This window comes from Rhodoplanes elegans (assembly GCF_016653355.1).
In the GTDB taxonomy this organism is placed as follows: domain Bacteria; phylum Pseudomonadota; class Alphaproteobacteria; order Rhizobiales; family Xanthobacteraceae; genus Rhodoplanes; species Rhodoplanes elegans.
In genome coordinates this window covers 1-16669 of sequence record NZ_NHSK01000075.1, presented here as the reverse complement: position 1 = coordinate 16669, position 16669 = coordinate 1, and the positions used below count along the sequence as shown (strand labels likewise).

Sequence of the window (16669 nt, the reverse complement as noted above, 5' to 3'; positions counted from 1 at the left end):
TCAGTCCTCCCCGCGCACGAGCGTGAAGAAGTCGACGCGCGTCGCCGCCGTCCGGGCCGCCTCGGTCCGCTCCGCCGCCTCGAGCGTTTCGCGCAACGGTGCGACGACCCGCGTCTCGACGGCGGTACGCCAAAGGTCGCTCTGCATCAGCGCATCGCACAGCGCGACGAGCCGCGCCTTGGCGCCGTCCCGGCCGAGCACGCAGGAAAAGCCGACCTCGCCGCCGGCGAGCCGGACCGCGGTGCGCGTCACCGTCGCCTCGCCGAGATTGAAGGCGCGTCCGTCGCCGCCGATGCGGCCCTGCACCATCACGAGGCCCGCCTCGGGCCGGCGGATGTCGTCGTGCGCCGGCAGCGGGCCGAGCGTGTCGAGACGTGCGGCGATGTCGGCGGCCTCAGCCTCGACCAGCACGGCCATGGCGGCACGACGCGCCTCGATCGAGACGGTACCGCGGTCCAGGGTCCGGCCCGCGGTCTGGCTCGCATCGGTCGTGCCGCGCGACGGTGTCGCATCGAGGGGGGTGGTGGTCACGTCGGGATCCGGTGGCGTCGCCGAGTTGTCTATGCTAATAGACAACTCCTAATCCGCAAGCGCGACCGTTTGATGACGACCGCTCCCGTTCCCCCGTCGACGACCCGCACCCGCGGCGGCACCGGCGCGCGCCGGACCGACGAGGACGGCCTCGCGTTGTGGCGCCGGGTGGCCGACCATCTCGCCGGCGCGATCGCCCGCGGCATCTATCCGGCCGGCACGCAGCTGCCGACCGAGGCTGCGATCGCGGCGCAGTTCGGCGTCAACCGCCACACCGTGCGCCGCGCGCTGGCGGCGCTGCGCGCGCGCGGGCTGGTTCGCGCGACGCGCGGCAGCGGCACCTTCGTCGAATCGACGCGGCTGGCCTATCCGATCCGGCCGCGCACGCGGTTTTCCGAGAACGTCGGGGCGAGCGGCCGCCAGCCCGGCGGCCGGCTGATCGCCACGACGACGGAGCCGGCCTCCGCCGACGTGGCGCGCCGTCTCGGCCTCGCCGCCGGCGCGCCGGTCGTGCGCCTCGAGCTGTCGCGCCACGCCGACGGCGTCGTCCTGTGCGTCGCCACGTCGTGGCTGCCGGCGGCGCGCTGTCCCGCGGCCGGCGCCGTCTACGCCGCGAAACGATCGATGACCCGCACGCTGGCGCATTTCGGGGTCGGCGACTATCGCCGTGCCAGCACGCGGGTGACGGCCGGGGAGGCCGACCTTCACGACGCCGTCCATCTCGACCTCGCGGCCGGACGGCCCGTGCTGGTGGTCGACAGCGTCGACGTCGACGCCGAGGGCACGCCCGTCGTCGTCACCCGCACGCGCTTCGCGGCCGAGCGGGTCGAGCTGGTGATCGAGAGCTGACGGCGGACTGATCAACCGGATCGAGGCTCAGTCGATCACCATGGCGCTGCGGCCGATGATCGCGAAGCGCAGCCGGCTCGACACCGCGTCGATGGCCGCGACCGTGACCAGGATCATCAGCACCAGGAACGCCACCTTGTTCCATTCCAGAACCCGGATCTGCTCGGCGAGATGGAGGCCGATGCCGCCGGCGCCGACGATGCCGATGATGGTGGCGGAGCGGGTGTTGGATTCGAAGTAGTAGAGCACCTGGCTCGCCATCACGGGCAGCACCTGCGGCAGGAGCCCGTACCTCACTGCCAGCACGGGCGAGGCGCCGGTAGAGACGACCCCGTCGACCGGCTTGCGGTCGGCGTTCTCGATCGCCTCGGAGAACAGCTTGGCGAGCGAGCCGGTGTCCGACATGGCGATGGCCAGAATGCCGGCGAACGGCCCGAGGCCGACGACGTTGATGAAGATCAGCGCCCAGATCAGCACGTCGACGCCGCGGATGGTGTCGAGCCCGCGCCGCACGGCGAAATGCGCGAAGACGTTGGGGATGACGTTCTTGGCGGCGAGGAAGCCGAGCGGGGCGGCGAGCACGGCGCCGCCGAGCGTCCCGAGCAGCGCGATCGCCAGCGTCTCGGCCAGCGCGTGAAGGAACACGGCGAGGTGCGGTCCGGGGCTCGGCGGAAACATCGCCCCGAGAATGCCGACGATCTGCACGAGGCCCGATCCGAGCCGCGCCACCGAGATGTCGAGGCGCCAGATCGCGACCGCGGTCACGGCGAGAATCACGACGAGCACGGCGGCGCCCGTCGGGGTCCACACGCCCGCCGGCGCGAACGCCCGGGGATGCCGTCGGCGCAGCGCGGCGAGGTCGGCGGTGGCGGCGCGGGGCGGCAGATCCACCGGGTTCATGCGCGCCGCTCCCAGCCGATCAGCCGGTGACGCAGCCGCTCGGTGACGAGATCGATGATCATCACGGTGGCGATGATCAGCACCAGGATGGCGGAGACGTCGGTGTAGTAGAACTTGCGGATCGCCACCATCAGGTCCTGGCCGATGCCGCCGGCGCCGACGAAGCCCATCACGGCGGCGCTCCGCACGTTGATCTCGAAGCGCAGCAGCGCGTAGGAGGCGAAGCTCGACAGCACCTGGGGCAGCACGGCGAGCCGAATGGCGGCGATCCGCGTGGCCCCGGCCGCCGTCGCGCCCTCCACCGGCTTCATGTCGATGTTCTCCACCACGTCGGCGAACAGCTTGCCGAGCGCGCCGGTCGAATGGATCGCGAGCGCCAGCACGCCGGGCAGGGCGCCGAGCCCGAAGGCGATCACGAACAGGAGCGCGAACACCATCTCGGGGACGGTGCGGCAGAACTCAAGAAGCCGCCGGGTGACGACCCGAACGATCCCGCGCCGCTCGAGATTCGCGGCGGCGAGGAAGCAGAGCACGAAGGCTCCGATGCCGCCGGCGAGCGTGCCCAGCCAGGCGATCAGCAGCGTGTCGACGAGCAGCCCGAGCCAGCCGTCGAGGTTCCAGAACCACTCGGCGAGATCGGCGCCGAGATTGCGCCAGGTCAGCGGCGGCACCAAGTTCCAGACATAAGCCGGCAGGCGATGGGCGTTGGCCGCGAGCTTGGCGGGATCGACCTCGCCGGCCATGGCCGCGAGCCCGATCGCGACTGTCAGGATCGCGAGGCCGAGAAGGGTCCGCAGACGCCGCGCCGCGACGGCGGCGCGGTACTGCGCCGCCGCCCGTTCGAGCTGCTCGGAACCGAGGATGACGACGGCGGAGACCATGGCGGGACGTTTCGGGATCGAGGCCGTCCGGGGACGGCCCCGGTCCGCGGATCAGGAGGCTTTCTTCTTCTTGCGCAGGTCGTCGACGAACCGCACCAGCTCGATCACCGGCTCGTAGTCCTTGTGGCTGACCGCCTGGAACGGGAGCTGCTTGCCGTCGTAGATGGCGTCGAAGGCGGCCTTGTCCTTGGTCGCGACATTGAGCACGGCGTCGCGGATCGCCGTCTTGAGGCTCGCCGGCAGCGCCGTCAGATAGGCCATCGGCGAGTTCACGATCAGATCCGACTTGAAGACGATGCGGAAGTCCTCGGCCTTAGCCATGCCCTTGCGGGCCATGCGGTTGAGGTTCGACTCGGTCTCGTCGTTCCACCAGTTGAAGGCGGCGTCGCAGGTACCCTGCTGCACGCCGATCACCGCGTTCTCGTGGCTGCCGGCATAGACGACCTTGGCGAAGAAGCTGTCGGGGTCGAGCCCCATCTTGTGCATGGCGTAGCGCGGCACGTTGTTGCCGGAGGTCGAGTTCGGGTCGACCAGGCAGAGGTTCTTGCCCTTCAGATCCTGGATGCTCTTGTACGGGGACTCGGCCTTCACGTAGAGCACCGAATAGTAGCCCTTGGTGCCGTCGGCGCTGACCTCGATGGCGAAGGGCTCGATCTGGGCCCCGGTGATGACGGCGCGCGCATACGAGGCCGGGCCGTACATCGCGATGTGGATGTTGCCGGCGCGCTGCCCCTCGACCACGGCGGCGTAGTCGTTGGCGATGCGCAGCGTCACCTTCACGCCGAGCTCCTTGGCGAGATAGTTGACGAACGGCGTCCAGCGGTCGGTGGTGCCGGAGGCGTTCTCGTCCGGGACCTTGGCGAAGATCAACTCCGGAACCTGCGCCTTGTAGTCCTGCGCCAGCGCCGCGGGTGCGGCGAGCGCGGCGGCGAGCGCGCCGGCGAGAACGATGCGACGGTCGAGCATGCGACGTCTCCTGTGGTCGTCGTCAGGGGAAGAAACGGGAGGGGGTCAGGCCGCGGCGGCTTCGCCGACCGGTGCTCCGGGGCGCACCGGATCGAGCCCGGGCGCGTGATCGATCACGTCGGCGGCCTCGAGACCGTAGATCTCCCGTGCCAGCGCGTCGGTGAGCTGCGCCGGCGCGCCGTCGAACACGACGGCACCGGCCGCCATGCCGATCAGCCGGTCGCAATAGTCGCGGGCGATGTCGAGCGAGTGCAGGTTGCACAGCACCGTGATGCCGAGATGCTTGTTGATGCGCAGCAGCGCGTCCATCACGACGCGGGTGTTGCGGGGGTCGAGCGAGGCGATCGGCTCGTCGGCGAGAATCAGCTCCGGCTCCTGCACCAGGGCGCGGGCGATCGCGACGCGCTGCTGCTGGCCGCCCGACAACGTCTCGGTGCGCTGCGCCGCGAGGCCGGCGATGTCGAACTGTTCCAGCGCAGAGAGGGCGATCGCCTTGTCGGCGTCCGGCCAGGCGCCGACCACGGCGCGCCACGACGGCACCGTGGCGACGCGCCCCATCAGAACGTTGGTCAGCACGTCGAGCCGGCCGACCAGATTGAACTGCTGGAAGATCATCGCGGCGCGGCGGCGCCACAGGCGCAGGTCGCGCCCCGACAACGCCGTCACCTCGACGCCGTCGAACACGATGCGGCCCTCGCTCGGATCGATCAGCCGGTTGATCATCCGCAGCAGCGTCGACTTTCCGGCGCCCGAGCGGCCGATCACGCCGACGAACGCGCCGCGCTCGATCTCGAACGACGCGTCCGCCACCGCGGTGTGGACGCCGAAACGACGGGACAGGCCTTCGACGACGAGCATCAGCGACCCCTTCGTGCGCCGGCCCATCGATGGGAGGTTCGATGGGACGGCCGATGCATGCGGCGGATGATCGGCTCTCGATATGACAGGCGTGCGTCGCTGCGGGGAGACGATGTCGCGTGCCGCCTCGCGGACGGCCTTGCGGACCGGGTGGGATCGGGGACGGTCAGCGTTCCGTCATCGCGCCGACATCGGCTTGTCACGACGGCGTGTCCAGCGTTCCGGCCGCCCGGGCGAAAAGGATTCCACCATGAGCAAGACGCTGTCTCCGGTTCCGCTGATCGACCCGAGCGCCGACGTGCGCGACAGCCGGCTCGGTCGCTTCACCGAGGTCGGCGCCCGGACGAAACTGCTGGAGGCGGAGCTTGGCGACTACTCCTACGTCGTCAACGACAGCGACATCGCCTACACGACGATCGGCAAGTTCTGCTCGGTCGCGGCGATGACCCGGATCAATCCCGGCAACCACCCGATGCAGCGCGCCAGCCAGTCGCACTTCACCTATCGGGCCAGCGCCTACTTTCCCGGCGAGACCGACGAGGCGGCGTTCTTCGCCTGGCGGCGCAGCCGTCACGTCACCATCGGGCACGACGTGTGGATCGGCCACGGTGCCGTCGTCCTGGCCGGCCGCCGCATCGGCACCGGTGCGGTGGTCGCGGCCAATGCCGTGGTCAGCAAGGACGTGCCCGATTACGCGATCGTCGTCGGCAATCCGGCCCGGATCGTGCGCCGGCGGTTCGAGGACGACATCGCGGCGAGGCTGATCAGGCTCGCCTGGTGGGACTGGAGTCACGAGGCGCTGCATCTCGCGCTGCCGGATTTTCGGGCGCTGTCGATCGAAGCCTTCCTCGACACGTACGAGAGCCGGTCCCTCGCGGAGCTGCGGGCGGTCATGATCGGCAGCGACGACGATCAGGGCGGCCGCGGCGAGCGCGAGGTGACGGCGTGACGGGCGGGGCGTTTCGAGAGCGTGACGACGCGGGTGCCGCCCTCGTCGTCACGGGCGGCGCCGTCCTGATCGACGGGCGCTTCACCGACGCCACCGTGGCGGTCATGGCGGACGGATCGATCGCCGCGGCCGCGCGTGACGCGGCCGCACGCGACGCCGGCGGACCGATCCTCGACGCGACCGGGCTCCTGGTCCTGCCCGGCATCGTCGACATTCACGGCGATGCCTTCGAGCGGCAGATCATGCCGCGGCCGGGCGTCGACTTTCCGCTCGACGTCGCCCTGCACGAGACCGACCGGCAGGTCGTCGCCAACGGAATCACCACGGTGTTCCACGGCGTCACCTGGTCGTGGGAGCCGGGGCTGCGCGGGGCCGACAATGCGCGGCGGCTCGTCGCCGCCATCGAGGACCTGCGTCCGGGGCTCGCCGCCGACACCCGCCTGCACCTGCGGCACGAGACGTTCAATCTCGACGCCGAAGCGGAGATCGCCGACTGGCTCGCGGCCCGCCGGATCGACATCCTCGCCTTCAACGACCACATGACCCTGACCGTGGAGGCGACCGGCCGCGCCGCCAAGCTCGCCCGCATGGTCGAGCGTTCCGGCCTGTCGCACGAGGCGTTCATGCAGCTCGTCGCGCGCGTCGTGGCGCGGCGCCACGAGGTCTCCGGCGCGATCGAACGCCTGGCCGGCGTCGCGCTCGCGCACGGCGTACCGCTGCTGTCGCACGACGACACCAGCCCGGAGCAGCGTGCGTGGTATCGCGCGCTCGGCTGCCGGGTCGCCGAGTTCCCGACCACCGTGGAGGCGGCCGCCGAGGCCGCGGCGCACGGCGACGAGATCGTGTTCGGCGCCCCCAACGTGGTCCGGGGCGGCAGCCACACCGGCTGGACCAGCGCGACCGAGATGATCCGGCTCGGCCTCTGCACCGTGCTCGCCTCCGACTACTATCATCCGGCGCCGCTGCTGGCGGCGTTCCGCCTCGATGCCTCCGGCACGCTGCCGCTCGCCGCCGCCTGGTCGCTGATCGCCGAGGCGCCGGCCCGCGCGGCGGGCCTCGCCGACCGCGGCCGCATCGCTGCGGGCTGCCGCGGCGACCTCGTCCTGATCGACCGGCGCCATGCGGCGGCGCCCCGGGTGGTCGCGACCGTCGTGGCGGGCCGCGTCGTCCATCTCGCCGAGCCCGGTCGGTTCCGGCATGCTGTCGCCTCGCCGCACCGCATCGGGACCTGCGCATGACCCCGTCCGTCCGAGACCCACGTCAGGACCGCTCGCCCCGCTGGGCGATCTATTTCGTGCCGTCCGCCGACAGCCCGCTGTTTCGCCTGGGTAGCGCGCTGCTCGGCTACGACTGCCGCAGCGGCGACGATCTCGCGCCGCCCAGCGGCGTCGACCTGCCGGCCGACTGGGCCGCGCTCGTCGCGCCGGCGCGGCGTTACGGCTTTCACGCCACCCTCAAGGCGCCGTTCCGTCTCGCCCCCGGATGCGGCGAGGAGGGGCTCGTGCGGGCCGTCGACGCGCTGGCGCGGGAGCCGCGCGCGCCCGTGGTAATCCGTCCGGTGGTGCGCGCGCTGGGCGACTTCGTCGCCGTCGTGCCGGCGGTCCGCGACGCCGCGCTCGACCGGCTCGCCGCCGACTGCGTGACCCGGCTCGACGCTTTTCGCGCGCCCCTGAGCGATGCCGACCGGGCCCGTCGGCTCGCGGCGCCGCTGTCGCCGCGCGAGCGCGAGCATCTCGATCGCTGGGGCTATCCCTACGTCTTCGACGACTTCCGCTTCCACATGACGCTCACCGGCCCGATCGCGGCGGAGCGCCGCGACGCCGTCGTCGCGAAGCTGGCGGCGCTGCTCGCCCCGGTGACCGAGGCCGGAGCGCTGACCATCGACCGCATCGTGCTGTCGCGTCAGGAGGGGGCCGACGCGCCGTTCCGGGTCGTCCACGATGCCGTGCTGTCGGGCGGGCACACGGATGCTGCGCGGGGCACGATCCCGCATGTCGGAGCGCATACGTCATGACGAAGATCATCGCGACGGTCGCCGAGCTCGAGGCGTTGTACGGAACGCCGGGCGAGACCTCGACCGCCAAGGAGGTCGACCACATCACCCCGGAGTATCGGCAGCTGATCGCCGCGTCGCCCTTCGTGGTGCTCGCCACGGTCGGTCCCGAAGGCGCCGACTGCTCGCCGCGCGGCGACCGCGCCGGCGAGGTGGTCCGCATCCACGACGCGCGCACGCTGATGCTGCCCGACCGCCGCGGCAACGACCGCATCGACTCGCTGCGCAACGTGGTGCGCGACCCGCGGGTCGGGCTCCTGTTCCTGATCCCGGGCTTCGGCAACACGCTGCGGGTGAACGGCCGCGCCCGCCTCACGGCGGATCCGGCGCTGCTCGCGTCCTTCGCGGTCGGCGGCAAGCCGCCCCGCACCGTGATGATCGTCGACGTCGAGACGGTGTTCTTCCAGTGCGCGCGGGCGATCGTTCGCTCGGCGCTGTGGGATCCGGCCGCGCAGGTGGATCCGGCGACGCTGCCGTCCCCCGGGCGCATCCTCGCCGTGCTCAGCGAGCAGCGCGTCGGCGGCGACGCCTACGACCAGGCCTGGCCCGAGCGGGCCAAGGCCTCGCTCTGGTGAGAGCCGTCCCGGCTCCGTCGCGCGGCGCGCCGAATCGAGCCGAAGGGCCGGGTTCAGAGCCGAGAGATGCGGGCGCCGAGCGCGATCGCCTGCATTCGGCTCTTCAGGTCGAGGCGGCGCAGGATCGCCGAGACGTGGAGCTTGACCGTGTTCATCGAGATGCCGAGCTGCTCGGCGATCTCGGCGTTGGACTGTCCGATCCCCATGAGGCGGAGGATCTCGCGTTGCCGCGGGGTCAGGAACCTCAGGATCGCCACGTGAGTGTCGTCGGCGCCGGCGGGCGACGCGGGGACGGGGCAGGCGTCCGCCCGTACGGTGCGCGAGCCGATGGCGGTCTGGATCGTGTCCTCGATGGTGCGCACGAGCAGATCCATCACGAAGCGTGGCTCCGGGATGCTGGCGGACCCCAAATCGCCGCCGAGCGGATCGATCGGCAGCAGGCCCTGCATGCTCAGGCGGAGCAGGGTGAGGGCATGGGGCGGCTCCGTGCCCCGCGGCATCGCGACCAGCAAGGTCCGGCCCGCCGTGGCGTGATCGTCCTGGAGGCAGGTGAACAGCTTGCAGCGGCCGGCGATCACGTCGCGGAGGTGGAGCGCCTGATCGATCCAGGTGCTCCGCAGAAAGGCGGAGTCGCCGCCGATGGCCGAGCCGTCGCGGCCGGGCGCGAGGTCCATGCTCCGCCATGCCGCGTTCCGCTCGACGAACGTGCCCTCCGGCGTCAGCACGGCGATGCCGACGACCAGCGTCTCGGGCGGTAATCGGACTCTCGCGTCCCCACTCATGGCCAGCTCCGGAGATGCTGGACCGAGCCTTCGAACAGACCCGGATCCTGCATCGTCGTGCAGCCGACAATACGGGTTGGGGCCAGGGGGAGTAGGGACCTCCGCCCTTACTCCTACAGGGCGGGTGCGCCTACCGCGTGGGACTATTCAGGGCCGGGGCGGGGCCGATCGCAGCGGCACGCGGGCGAACAGGGTGCTGCCGCGCCCGCGCTTCGATTCGATCTCCAGCGATCCGCCGACCAGCGAGAGTCGCTCGCGGATCCCGAGCAGGCCGAGGCGCCGCGACGATGCGCCGGCCTGCGCCGCATCCTCGGTCGGGAACCCGCGGCCATCGTCCTCGACGATCAGCCGGACCTCCTCGGTCGTTGCGTCGAGAATGATGCCGATCCGGCTCGCCCCGGCATGCCGCACCACGTTGGTGATCGCCTCCTGGACGACGCGGTAGAGCGTGGTCTCCACCTCGGGGGGGAGGCGCCGGTCGAGGGCGAGGTGCGTCTCGAAGGCGAGGTCGCAGCGCGACTGCCACTCGGCCGGCACCTGGCGGATCGCCTCCTGCAGGCCGAGATCGTCGAGCGCGGTCGGACGGATCTCCCAGGCGAGCCGGTTCACGTCCTCGCTGACCCGGACGCTGAGCTCCCGCAGCGAGGCGATCTCGCGGCGGATGTCGCCGTCGCCGGCGAGCGTCCGCGCCATCGCGTCGAGGCCGAGCTGAAGGAGCGTCAGCGACTGGCCGAGGCTGTCGTGCAGCTCGCGCGCGAGCCGTCGCCGTTCGGTCTCCTGGTCGTCGACGATCCGGCGCAGCACCTCGGACAGCTCGGCTTCGGCGCGGGCCCGCCGCTCGGTCTGCACCTTCAGCGCGCGGGTCGCCCGCTCGCTCTCGGCGAGGCGACGGTCGAGCTCGATGAGGTCGCGTGCGTTGCGCTCGGCGTAGCGGATCGTGCGCTCCAGCAGCGCGTGGTCGAACTCGCCCTTGACCAGGTAGTCGTTGGCGCCGGCCTCGGTGGCGGCGCGGTCGACCTCGTCGCTGGCGAATCCGGTCAGCACGATCATCGGCTTGAGGATGCCGCGCCGGCGCGCTTCGCGGATCAGGCCGAGGCCGCTCTCCGGGCCGAGCCGGATGTCGACGAAGTAGAGGTCGTGCGCGTCCTGCTCGACGGCGGCGAGCCCGGCCGCGTAGCTCGCGACCCAGTCGAGCGCGCGCCGCCGTCCCGGCAGCCGGCGCAGCATGCGCTCGAGCGTGAGAAACTCGATCTCCGCGTCGTCGACCAGCAGGGCGCGGCCCGACGTCGTCACGGCCGGCCCTCGACGGCGGGGAGCGAGGCGGCCGACATCCAGAAGCCCCAGAGCGAGGAGATCTTGGCGACGTAGTCGGGAATGTTGGCGGGCTTGACCAGATAGGCGTTGATGCCGCTCGCATAGGCCTCGGTGATGTGCTTCGGGCTTTCCGAGGTCGACAGCGCGATGACGGGCAGGTGGCGCAGGCTCTCGTCGGCGCGGACGAGCCGGATGACCTTGCGACCGTCCAGCCGCGGCATGTTGAGGTCGAGCAGCACGAGGCTCGGCGGTGGCGCGGCGCCCGGCGCCGCGAAGGCGCCGCGCCGGTGCAGGTAGTCGAGCATCTGCTCGCCGTCGCTGACGAAGCGCAGGTCGGCCCGCACGCCGGCGCGCGAGAAGACCTCCTGGAGGATGAACTTGTCGTGGTTGTGGTCCTCGGCGACCAGCACGGTCGGCGGGTTGCCCTCGCGGCACGTCACGGTCGGTCTCCGTCGTCGAGGCTGCGGATCGGCAGCGTGAACGTGAAGGTCGCGCCGGTGCCGGCGACGCTCTCGGCCGAGATCGCGCCGCCGTGGCGCTGGACGATCTTGCGGCAGATGGCGAGCCCGATGCCGGTCCCCTCGTACTCGTCGGGACCGTGCAGCCGCTGGAACGGCTCGAAGATCTGCTCGCGATACTTTTCGTCGAAGCCGATGCCGTTGTCCGTCACGGCGATCCGCACGTGCCGGTCCGGCTCGCCGGATGCCGGACGATCATGGTCGACCGCCGCGCCGGCCTCGATCGCCCCGCTCACCGCGACCGCGGGCGCGCGCTCCGGATGGCGATACTTGAGGGCGTTGGAGATCAGGTTCTGCAGGACCTGCCGAATCTGGCTGCGATCGCACAGCACCACCGGCAGGCTGGTTGCCGTGACGCGCGCACCGGTCTCCTCCAGCACCGGGCGAAGGTCGGCCAGCACGTCGGCCAGCACTTCGTCGAGCGGCACCGCGGCGAGCGGCCGCGCCTGCCGTCCGACCCGCGAATACTCGGCGAGGTCGTTGATGAGGGCGCGCAGGCGGCGCGACGAGGTCTCGATGCCGCTCACCATGGCGCCGAGCCGTCCTTCCGAGTCCGGCGGCAGCGACTCCTTCAACAGGCCCGCGAAGGCCTCGATGTGGCGCAGCGGCTCCTTGAGGTCGTGCGACGCCACATAGGCGAAGGACTCGAGCTCGTCGTTGCTGCGGGCGAGCTGGCGATTGACGCCTTCGAGCTCCTCGGCCTTGCTGAGGATCACGTCGACGACGAGGTCGCGGATCTCGATGGCGGCGACGATCTCGTGCGGTTGCCACGGGCGCGACCGGCCCCGCACCACCTCGCGCCATGCATCGAAGGAGGCACGGGTCTGCAGCCGTCCGCCGAGCGGCCCGATGCGCACCGGCTTGTGCGGGTCGCCGCCCCAGGTGACCGTCTGGGCCACCTCCGGCCGGAACCAGAGCATGTAGTAGGTCGAGGCGCGGCCGAGCGGCACCGCGAGCACCCCGCTCACCCGCGTCGGGTCGGCCGCCACGGCCGGGATGCTGGCGCCAAGGCAATCGGTCTCGAACATGTCGCGGGCCTCGCCGCGCGACAGCGCGCCGATCAGCGTCGTGATCTCGGTCCGGGAGAGGGTCTGCCCGTGCGTGGTGACGCCGTCGAAGCCGGACAGGGCGAAGCCGGCGGCGTTCATCAGCGACAGCATCTCGTCGGCGCCGCGGGCGAGACCGGCGGCCAGATCCTTCTGGCTGCCGAGCCCGTGCAGCAGGCGCTGCTGGACGGCGCGCACCCGCACGCTGTGATGGACGATCGCCGCCTCCTCGAGGACGGCGATCTGCCAGGTCAGCACCTGGGCGATCAGCTCGCAGGCCTGGCGGACCTCGTAGGCGACGAAGCGCGGCCGCGTGTTGTGGCACGAGATCAGCCCCCACAGCCGTCCCTCGCGCAGGATCGACACCGACATGGCGCCATGCACGGCCATGTTCATCATGTACTCGATATGGACGGGCGAGACGCTGCGCAGCACCGCGTAGCTGAGATCGATCGGCCCGCCGGTGAGCGGGTTGCGGTCGGGCAGCAGCGGCGCCGGCGCGTAGCCGATGTCGGGGATGATGCGCACCGGATTGGACGCGTAGAGGGCGCGCGACTGGGCCGGGATGTCGGAGGCCGGGAAGTGGAAGTCGAACAGCGACGGAATGCTGTCGGCCCGATCCTCGGCGATCACCTGGCCGCTCCAGTCGGCGGCGAATCGGTAGATCTTCACCCGGTCGAAGCCGGTGATCCGGCGCACCTCCTCGGCCGCGATGGCGCAGACCGTCGCGAGGTCCGTGGCGGTCTGCAGCCGTCGGATCGCCGCCCGGATGCCGCGGAAGAACGCGCTCGACGGGCGGGGCGTCGCGTCGCGCGGCTCGAGCTCCAGGATGGTGAGCCCGTCGTGGCGATGCACGATGCCGTCGACGTCACGCTCGCCGTCCGCCGTGCGCATCGCCATGGCGATCGGGTTGGCGGCGGCCGGGTCGTCGCCGGCCAGCACGGCGCCGAGGCGATCGAGGCTCGGCGCGGTCAGGCAGGCCGCGAGCGGCGCGTCGCGCACCGCCTCGACCGGCAGCCCGGCGAATCTCTCGACATTGGCGCTCACCGCCACCGGGCGCAGCGTCGGTTCGACGAAGGCGAGCAGGACGCCGTGCGGCTGGATGCGGCCCGGGATGTGGATCGGCTCGCGGTCGCAGCTCGTCAGATCGACGGCCGGCGACGCATCGGCTTCGGGTGTCGGACGATCGTCCATGGTCACACCTGGTCGATGCCGGACGACGCGCCCGGCGAGGTCGGGACTCCGTCCCGGCCGGTGGCGAGCGGCAGCGAGAACCAGAAGGTCGCGCCCGCGCCGGGGGCGGTCTCGACCCCGACCTTGCCGCCGTGCCGCTGGATGATCTTGCGGCAGATCGCGAGCCCGATGCCGCTGCCCTCGTACTCGTCGGGTCCGTGCAGGCGCTGGAACGGCTCGAACACCTGCTCGGCGTATTTCGGATCGAAGCCGATGCCGTTGTCGGCGACGAGCACCCGAACGAAGGCGTCGGCGTCGCGATGCGGCCCCTCGGTCTCGACCTCGGCGACGATCCGGATCGTGCAGGGGCGGTCGGGATGCCGGTACTTCAGCGCGTTGGCGAGCAGGTTCTGCAGCACCTGGCGAACCTGGTTGCGATCGCACTGCACGGTCGGCAGCGGCGCGCAGGTGACGGTCGCCCGGGTCTCGTCGATCCGTTGGCGCAGGTCGTCCATGACCTCGCGCACGATCTCGTCGAGGGCGGTCGGGGCGGGCGGCTGGGCCTGGCGGCCGAGCCGCGAGAACTCGGCGAGGTCGTTGATCAGGTTGCGCAGCCGCCGCGACGAGCTCTCGATGCCGCCGACCATGGCGCCGAGCCGCGTGTCGCCGCTCCGGCCGATCGATTCGCTCAGCAGGCCGGCGAAGGCCTCGATGTGGCGCAGCGGCTCCTTCAGGTCGTGCGACGCCACATAGGCGAAGGATTCGAGCTCCTCGTTGCTGCGGGCAAGCTGGACGTTGACGCTCTCCAGCTCCTCGGCCTTGCGCAGGATCACGTCGATGACGAGCTCGCGCAGCTCCACGGCGGCGACGATCTCGTGCGGCTGCCACGGGATCGAGCGTCCGCGCGACTCCTCGGTCCACGCCGCGAACGACTTGCGCGGCTGCAGGCGGGCGCCGTCCGGGCCCGGCTCGACGGCCTTCTCCGGGTTGCCGCCCCAGCGCACCGTCTGAGCGACCTCCGGGCGGAACCACAGCATGACCCGGTGCGGCGGCGAGCGCGACAGCGGCACCGCGAGCACGCCGGCGGCGACGTCCACGTAGTCCTGCGCCTCCGGGAACAGCAGCGGCAGGCGGTCGGTCTGGAACAGCTCGGCGCCCTCCGCCCGGATCGCCCAATCGACGATCCGCTCGATCACGGCGGTCGGCGGCGTCCGCCCGATCGTCGTCACGCCGTCGCGGCCGTAGAGGCAGAGGCCGGAGGCGCCCATCAGCTCGAGGAGCGCCTCGCTGTTGCCGATCAGGCCGGCGCGGTGGTCGCGCAGCTCCTCGATGTCGCTGAGCAGCCGGCGCTGGATCGCCTTGCCCTTGAGGCTGTGGCGGGTGACGGCGTCCTCCTCCATCACGCCGATCTGCCAGGCGAGCACCTGGGCGACCATCTCGCAGGCCTGGCGCGCGTCGTGGCCGACATGGCGCGGCAGCCGGTTGTGGCAGGCGATCAGGCCCCACAGCCGGTCGCCGCGCAGGATCGACACCGACATGGTCCCGCGGATGCCCATGTTCCGCATGTATTCGAGATGGATCGGCGAGACGCTGCGCAGCACCGCGAACGAGAGGTCGATCGGCCGTCCGGTCGAGGGATGGCGGTTCGGCGCCATCGGGGCGGGCCGATAGGCGATGTCCGGAATGATGCGGACCGGATTGAGGGCGTAGAGGGCGCGCGCCTGGGCCGGGATGTCGGAGGGCGGGAAGTGCAGCCCGAGAAACGACTCGATCGCCTCGTCGCGGCTCTCGGCGATCACCTCGCCGCTGAAGTCGGCGGCGAAGCGGTAGACCTTCACGCGGTCGAAGCCGGTGATCTGGCGGACCTCGCGGGCCGCCGCCGCGCAGGCGTCGGCGAGCGTGCGGGCCGCCTGCAGGCGGCGGATCGCCCCGCTGGTGCGCCGGAAGAAGGCGTGAGCGCCGTCGCTCGGCTCGCCGCGCGGCTCGAACTCCAGGAGCACCAGGCCGTCGTGCCGGTGGACGACGCCGTCGAACGCGAACGGGCCTCCGGTGCGGAGCGGCATGGCGACCGGGACGCCGGCGGGGCCCTCGCTCTGGCGCAGCGCGACCCGGAGTTGCTCGACGCTCGCCGGCTCGAAGGTCGCCTCGATCGGCCGGTCGAGCACAGTCTCGGCGGGGAGGCCGAGCAGATCCTGCAGGTTGGCGCTGACGCTGATGGTCCGCAGGTCGCCTTCCGCGAAGGCGAACAGCAGACCGTGCGGCTGGATCGCCCCCGGCACGTGAATGGGCTCGCGATCGCAGCTCGCGAGATCCGCGGCCCCGGTGTCGTCCGGCCCGCCCAGGGCACGCGCGTCCTTCATGGTGATCCTTCGAACGCTCCGCCGACCTGGCGGATCGCCATGATTAGGCCCGGCCCGGCGGCGCGTCCATCCGGCCGAACCCGACGCCTCGCGCGACCGGCGCGCGGACCCGGATCGTCTCGGACCGCGTCAGTCCTCGGACAGCCAGTTCCGGCCGAGCGCATAGCGGACGATCTCGACCCGGGTGTGGAAGCCGAGCTTGGCCATGGCCCGCGTCTTGTAGGTCTCGACCGTCTTGACCGCGATCTGGAGCTTGTCGGCGATGGTCTTGTTGCTGTAGCCGGCGGCGGTCAGCCGGAGCACGCGGATTTCGCGCTCGCTCAGATCCGCGTCCGGCAGCCCCGGCGGGCTCGCCGGGCTCGCCGGCTTGGGCGTGCCCTGGCCGGTGACGCGGGCGCGGAGCGCCGGATCGACATAGACGCCGCCGGCCGCCACCGCGGCGATCGCCCGCATCAGCTCCTCGCTCGCCGAGCGCTTGAGGACGTAGCCGACCCCGCCGACCTCGAGCCACTGGCGCAGATAGGCGCCGTCCTCGTGCACCGTGAGGGCGACGACCTTGCAGCTCGGGCGGAGCGCCCGGATGTTCCGCGCCAGCTCGATCCCGTTCAGTCCCGGCATCGACAGGTCGATGACGGCGATGTCCGGGGTGCGCTCGACCGCCATGGCGAGCGCAGCGCGCCCGTTGCGGGCCTCGCCGACGATCTCCAGGCCCGGATCCTCGACCAGCAACGCCTTGATGCCGGCCAGGACGACCGGGTGGTCGTCGGCGAGCAGGATGCGCAGCGTCGATGCGGACACGCCGGTCTCCCTCGTGCAGGGCCGCCATGGTACTGCGGAAGCGCCCCGATAGGCGAGCCTCCGCCACGCGACCCCGCCTCCCGCGAATCCGCACCGTCGGCGGCCGGCTCAGGCCC

16 protein-coding genes are annotated in these 16669 nt (G+C 71.7%); 5 read left to right on the top strand and 11 right to left on the bottom strand.

Features of this window, described 5'->3' with window-relative positions; genetic code table 11:
* The gene (gene phnG, locus CCR97_RS09170) at nucleotides 1-417 is read right to left on the bottom strand and encodes a phosphonate C-P lyase system protein PhnG (protein WP_111360711.1); all 417 of its coding nucleotides are present in this window, start codon (nucleotides 415-417) and stop codon (nucleotides 1-3) included.
* Between the two features lie 186 nt (nucleotides 418-603).
* Here phnG and phnF point away from each other — a divergent pair, with 186 nt between their 5' ends.
* Nucleotides 604-1380, top strand: coding sequence for a phosphonate metabolism transcriptional regulator PhnF (gene phnF, locus CCR97_RS09165; protein WP_201159441.1), 777 nt, complete (start codon nucleotides 604-606; stop codon nucleotides 1378-1380).
* A 27-nt stretch (nucleotides 1381-1407) separates the two neighbouring features.
* Here phnF and phnE (CCR97_RS09160) read toward each other — a convergent pair whose 3' ends face one another.
* The 4 genes from phnE (CCR97_RS09160) to phnC are packed head-to-tail and all read right to left on the bottom strand — an operon-like array spanning nucleotide 1408 to nucleotide 4985.
* Nucleotides 1408-2280 carry a phosphonate ABC transporter, permease protein PhnE gene (gene phnE / locus CCR97_RS09160; protein WP_111359176.1) on the bottom strand — a complete coding sequence of 291 codons (873 nt, stop codon included), beginning with the start codon at nucleotides 2278-2280 and terminating at the stop codon, nucleotides 1408-1410.
* A complete protein-coding gene (gene phnE / locus CCR97_RS09155; protein ID WP_111359175.1) occupies nucleotides 2277-3161 on the bottom strand; it encodes a phosphonate ABC transporter, permease protein PhnE in 885 nt (294 codons plus the stop codon). The genes phnE (CCR97_RS09160) and phnE (CCR97_RS09155) overlap by 4 nt, the downstream gene beginning before the upstream one ends.
* 51 nt (nucleotides 3162-3212) lie before the next feature.
* The gene (gene phnD / locus CCR97_RS09150; protein WP_111359174.1) at nucleotides 3213-4127 is read right to left on the bottom strand and encodes a phosphonate ABC transporter substrate-binding protein; all 915 of its coding nucleotides are present in this window, start codon (nucleotides 4125-4127) and stop codon (nucleotides 3213-3215) included.
* 45 nt (nucleotides 4128-4172) lie between these two features.
* Entirely contained in the window at nucleotides 4173-4985 is an 813-nt protein-coding gene (gene phnC / locus CCR97_RS09145; RefSeq protein WP_111359177.1) for a phosphonate ABC transporter ATP-binding protein, read from the bottom strand.
* 250 nt (nucleotides 4986-5235) lie between these two features.
* Here phnC and CCR97_RS09140 point away from each other — a divergent pair, with 250 nt between their 5' ends.
* Genes CCR97_RS09140 through CCR97_RS09125 form a run of 4 tightly spaced genes read left to right on the top strand, consistent with a single transcriptional unit; the run spans nucleotide 5236 to nucleotide 8562 of the window.
* Complete coding sequence (locus CCR97_RS09140; protein WP_111359173.1) at nucleotides 5236-5934, top strand: LbetaH domain-containing protein; 699 nt, start codon at nucleotides 5236-5238, stop codon at nucleotides 5932-5934.
* Nucleotides 5931-7172, top strand: a complete 1242-nt coding sequence (locus tag CCR97_RS09135) for an alpha-D-ribose 1-methylphosphonate 5-triphosphate diphosphatase (protein WP_111359172.1) — start codon at nucleotides 5931-5933, stop codon at nucleotides 7170-7172. The genes CCR97_RS09140 and CCR97_RS09135 overlap by 4 nt, the downstream gene beginning before the upstream one ends.
* Nucleotides 7169-7948, top strand: a complete 780-nt coding sequence (locus CCR97_RS09130) for a DUF1045 domain-containing protein (RefSeq protein WP_201159440.1) — start codon at nucleotides 7169-7171, stop codon at nucleotides 7946-7948. Before CCR97_RS09135 ends, CCR97_RS09130 begins: the two co-directional genes overlap by 4 nt.
* Entirely contained in the window at nucleotides 7945-8562 is a 618-nt protein-coding gene (locus CCR97_RS09125) for a pyridoxamine 5'-phosphate oxidase family protein (protein ID WP_111358372.1), read from the top strand. Before CCR97_RS09130 ends, CCR97_RS09125 begins: the two co-directional genes overlap by 4 nt.
* 53 nt (nucleotides 8563-8615) lie before the next feature.
* Here CCR97_RS09125 and CCR97_RS09120 read toward each other — a convergent pair whose 3' ends face one another.
* The 6 genes from CCR97_RS09120 to CCR97_RS09095 form a co-directional block, all read right to left on the bottom strand.
* Nucleotides 8616-9344 carry a helix-turn-helix transcriptional regulator gene (locus CCR97_RS09120; RefSeq protein ID WP_244670337.1) on the bottom strand — a complete coding sequence of 243 codons (729 nt, stop codon included), beginning with the start codon at nucleotides 9342-9344 and terminating at the stop codon, nucleotides 8616-8618.
* 147 nt (nucleotides 9345-9491) lie between these two features.
* Nucleotides 9492-10637, bottom strand: coding sequence for a hybrid sensor histidine kinase/response regulator (locus CCR97_RS09115; protein WP_245429002.1), 1146 nt, complete (start codon nucleotides 10635-10637; stop codon nucleotides 9492-9494).
* Nucleotides 10634-11098 carry a response regulator gene (locus tag CCR97_RS09110; RefSeq protein ID WP_111358373.1) on the bottom strand — a complete coding sequence of 155 codons (465 nt, stop codon included), beginning with the start codon at nucleotides 11096-11098 and terminating at the stop codon, nucleotides 10634-10636. Before CCR97_RS09110 ends, CCR97_RS09115 begins: the two co-directional genes overlap by 4 nt.
* Nucleotides 11095-13416 carry an ATP-binding protein gene (locus tag CCR97_RS09105; protein WP_111358374.1) on the bottom strand — a complete coding sequence of 774 codons (2322 nt, stop codon included), beginning with the start codon at nucleotides 13414-13416 and terminating at the stop codon, nucleotides 11095-11097. Before CCR97_RS09105 ends, CCR97_RS09110 begins: the two co-directional genes overlap by 4 nt.
* A gap of 2 nt (nucleotides 13417-13418) precedes the next feature.
* The gene (locus tag CCR97_RS09100; protein ID WP_111358375.1) at nucleotides 13419-15755 is read right to left on the bottom strand and encodes an ATP-binding protein; all 2337 of its coding nucleotides are present in this window, start codon (nucleotides 15753-15755) and stop codon (nucleotides 13419-13421) included.
* 129 nt (nucleotides 15756-15884) lie between these two features.
* Nucleotides 15885-16553 (bottom strand): response regulator, encoded by a 669-nt coding sequence (locus CCR97_RS09095; protein ID WP_111358376.1) that lies wholly within the window; start codon nucleotides 16551-16553, stop codon nucleotides 15885-15887.
* Between the last annotated feature and the right edge of the window lie 116 nt (nucleotides 16554-16669).

Bases quoted from the DNA above. Each gene is read 5' to 3' on its own strand.
- CCR97_RS09130 (WP_201159440.1), top strand. From the start codon at position 7,169: ATGACCCCGTCCGTCCGAGACCCACGTCAGGACCGCTCGCCCCGCTGG.
- phnC (WP_111359177.1), bottom strand. From the start codon at position 4,985: ATGCTCGTCGTCGAAGGCCTGTCCCGTCGTTTCGGCGTCCACACCGCG.
- CCR97_RS09125 (WP_111358372.1), top strand. From the start codon at position 7,945: ATGACGAAGATCATCGCGACGGTCGCCGAGCTCGAGGCGTTGTACGGA.
- phnE (WP_111359175.1), bottom strand. From the start codon at position 3,161: ATGGTCTCCGCCGTCGTCATCCTCGGTTCCGAGCAGCTCGAACGGGCG.
- CCR97_RS09120 (WP_244670337.1), bottom strand. From the start codon at position 9,344: ATGAGTGGGGACGCGAGAGTCCGATTACCGCCCGAGACGCTGGTCGTC.
- CCR97_RS09105 (WP_111358374.1), bottom strand. From the start codon at position 13,416: ATGGACGATCGTCCGACACCCGAAGCCGATGCGTCGCCGGCCGTCGAT.
- phnF (WP_201159441.1), top strand. From the start codon at position 604: ATGACGACCGCTCCCGTTCCCCCGTCGACGACCCGCACCCGCGGCGGC.
- CCR97_RS09100 (WP_111358375.1), bottom strand. From the start codon at position 15,755: ATGAAGGACGCGCGTGCCCTGGGCGGGCCGGACGACACCGGGGCCGCG.
- CCR97_RS09140 (WP_111359173.1), top strand. From the start codon at position 5,236: ATGAGCAAGACGCTGTCTCCGGTTCCGCTGATCGACCCGAGCGCCGAC.
- phnG (WP_111360711.1), bottom strand. From the start codon at position 417: ATGGCCGTGCTGGTCGAGGCTGAGGCCGCCGACATCGCCGCACGTCTC.
- phnE (WP_111359176.1), bottom strand. From the start codon at position 2,280: ATGAACCCGGTGGATCTGCCGCCCCGCGCCGCCACCGCCGACCTCGCC.
- phnD (WP_111359174.1), bottom strand. From the start codon at position 4,127: ATGCTCGACCGTCGCATCGTTCTCGCCGGCGCGCTCGCCGCCGCGCTC.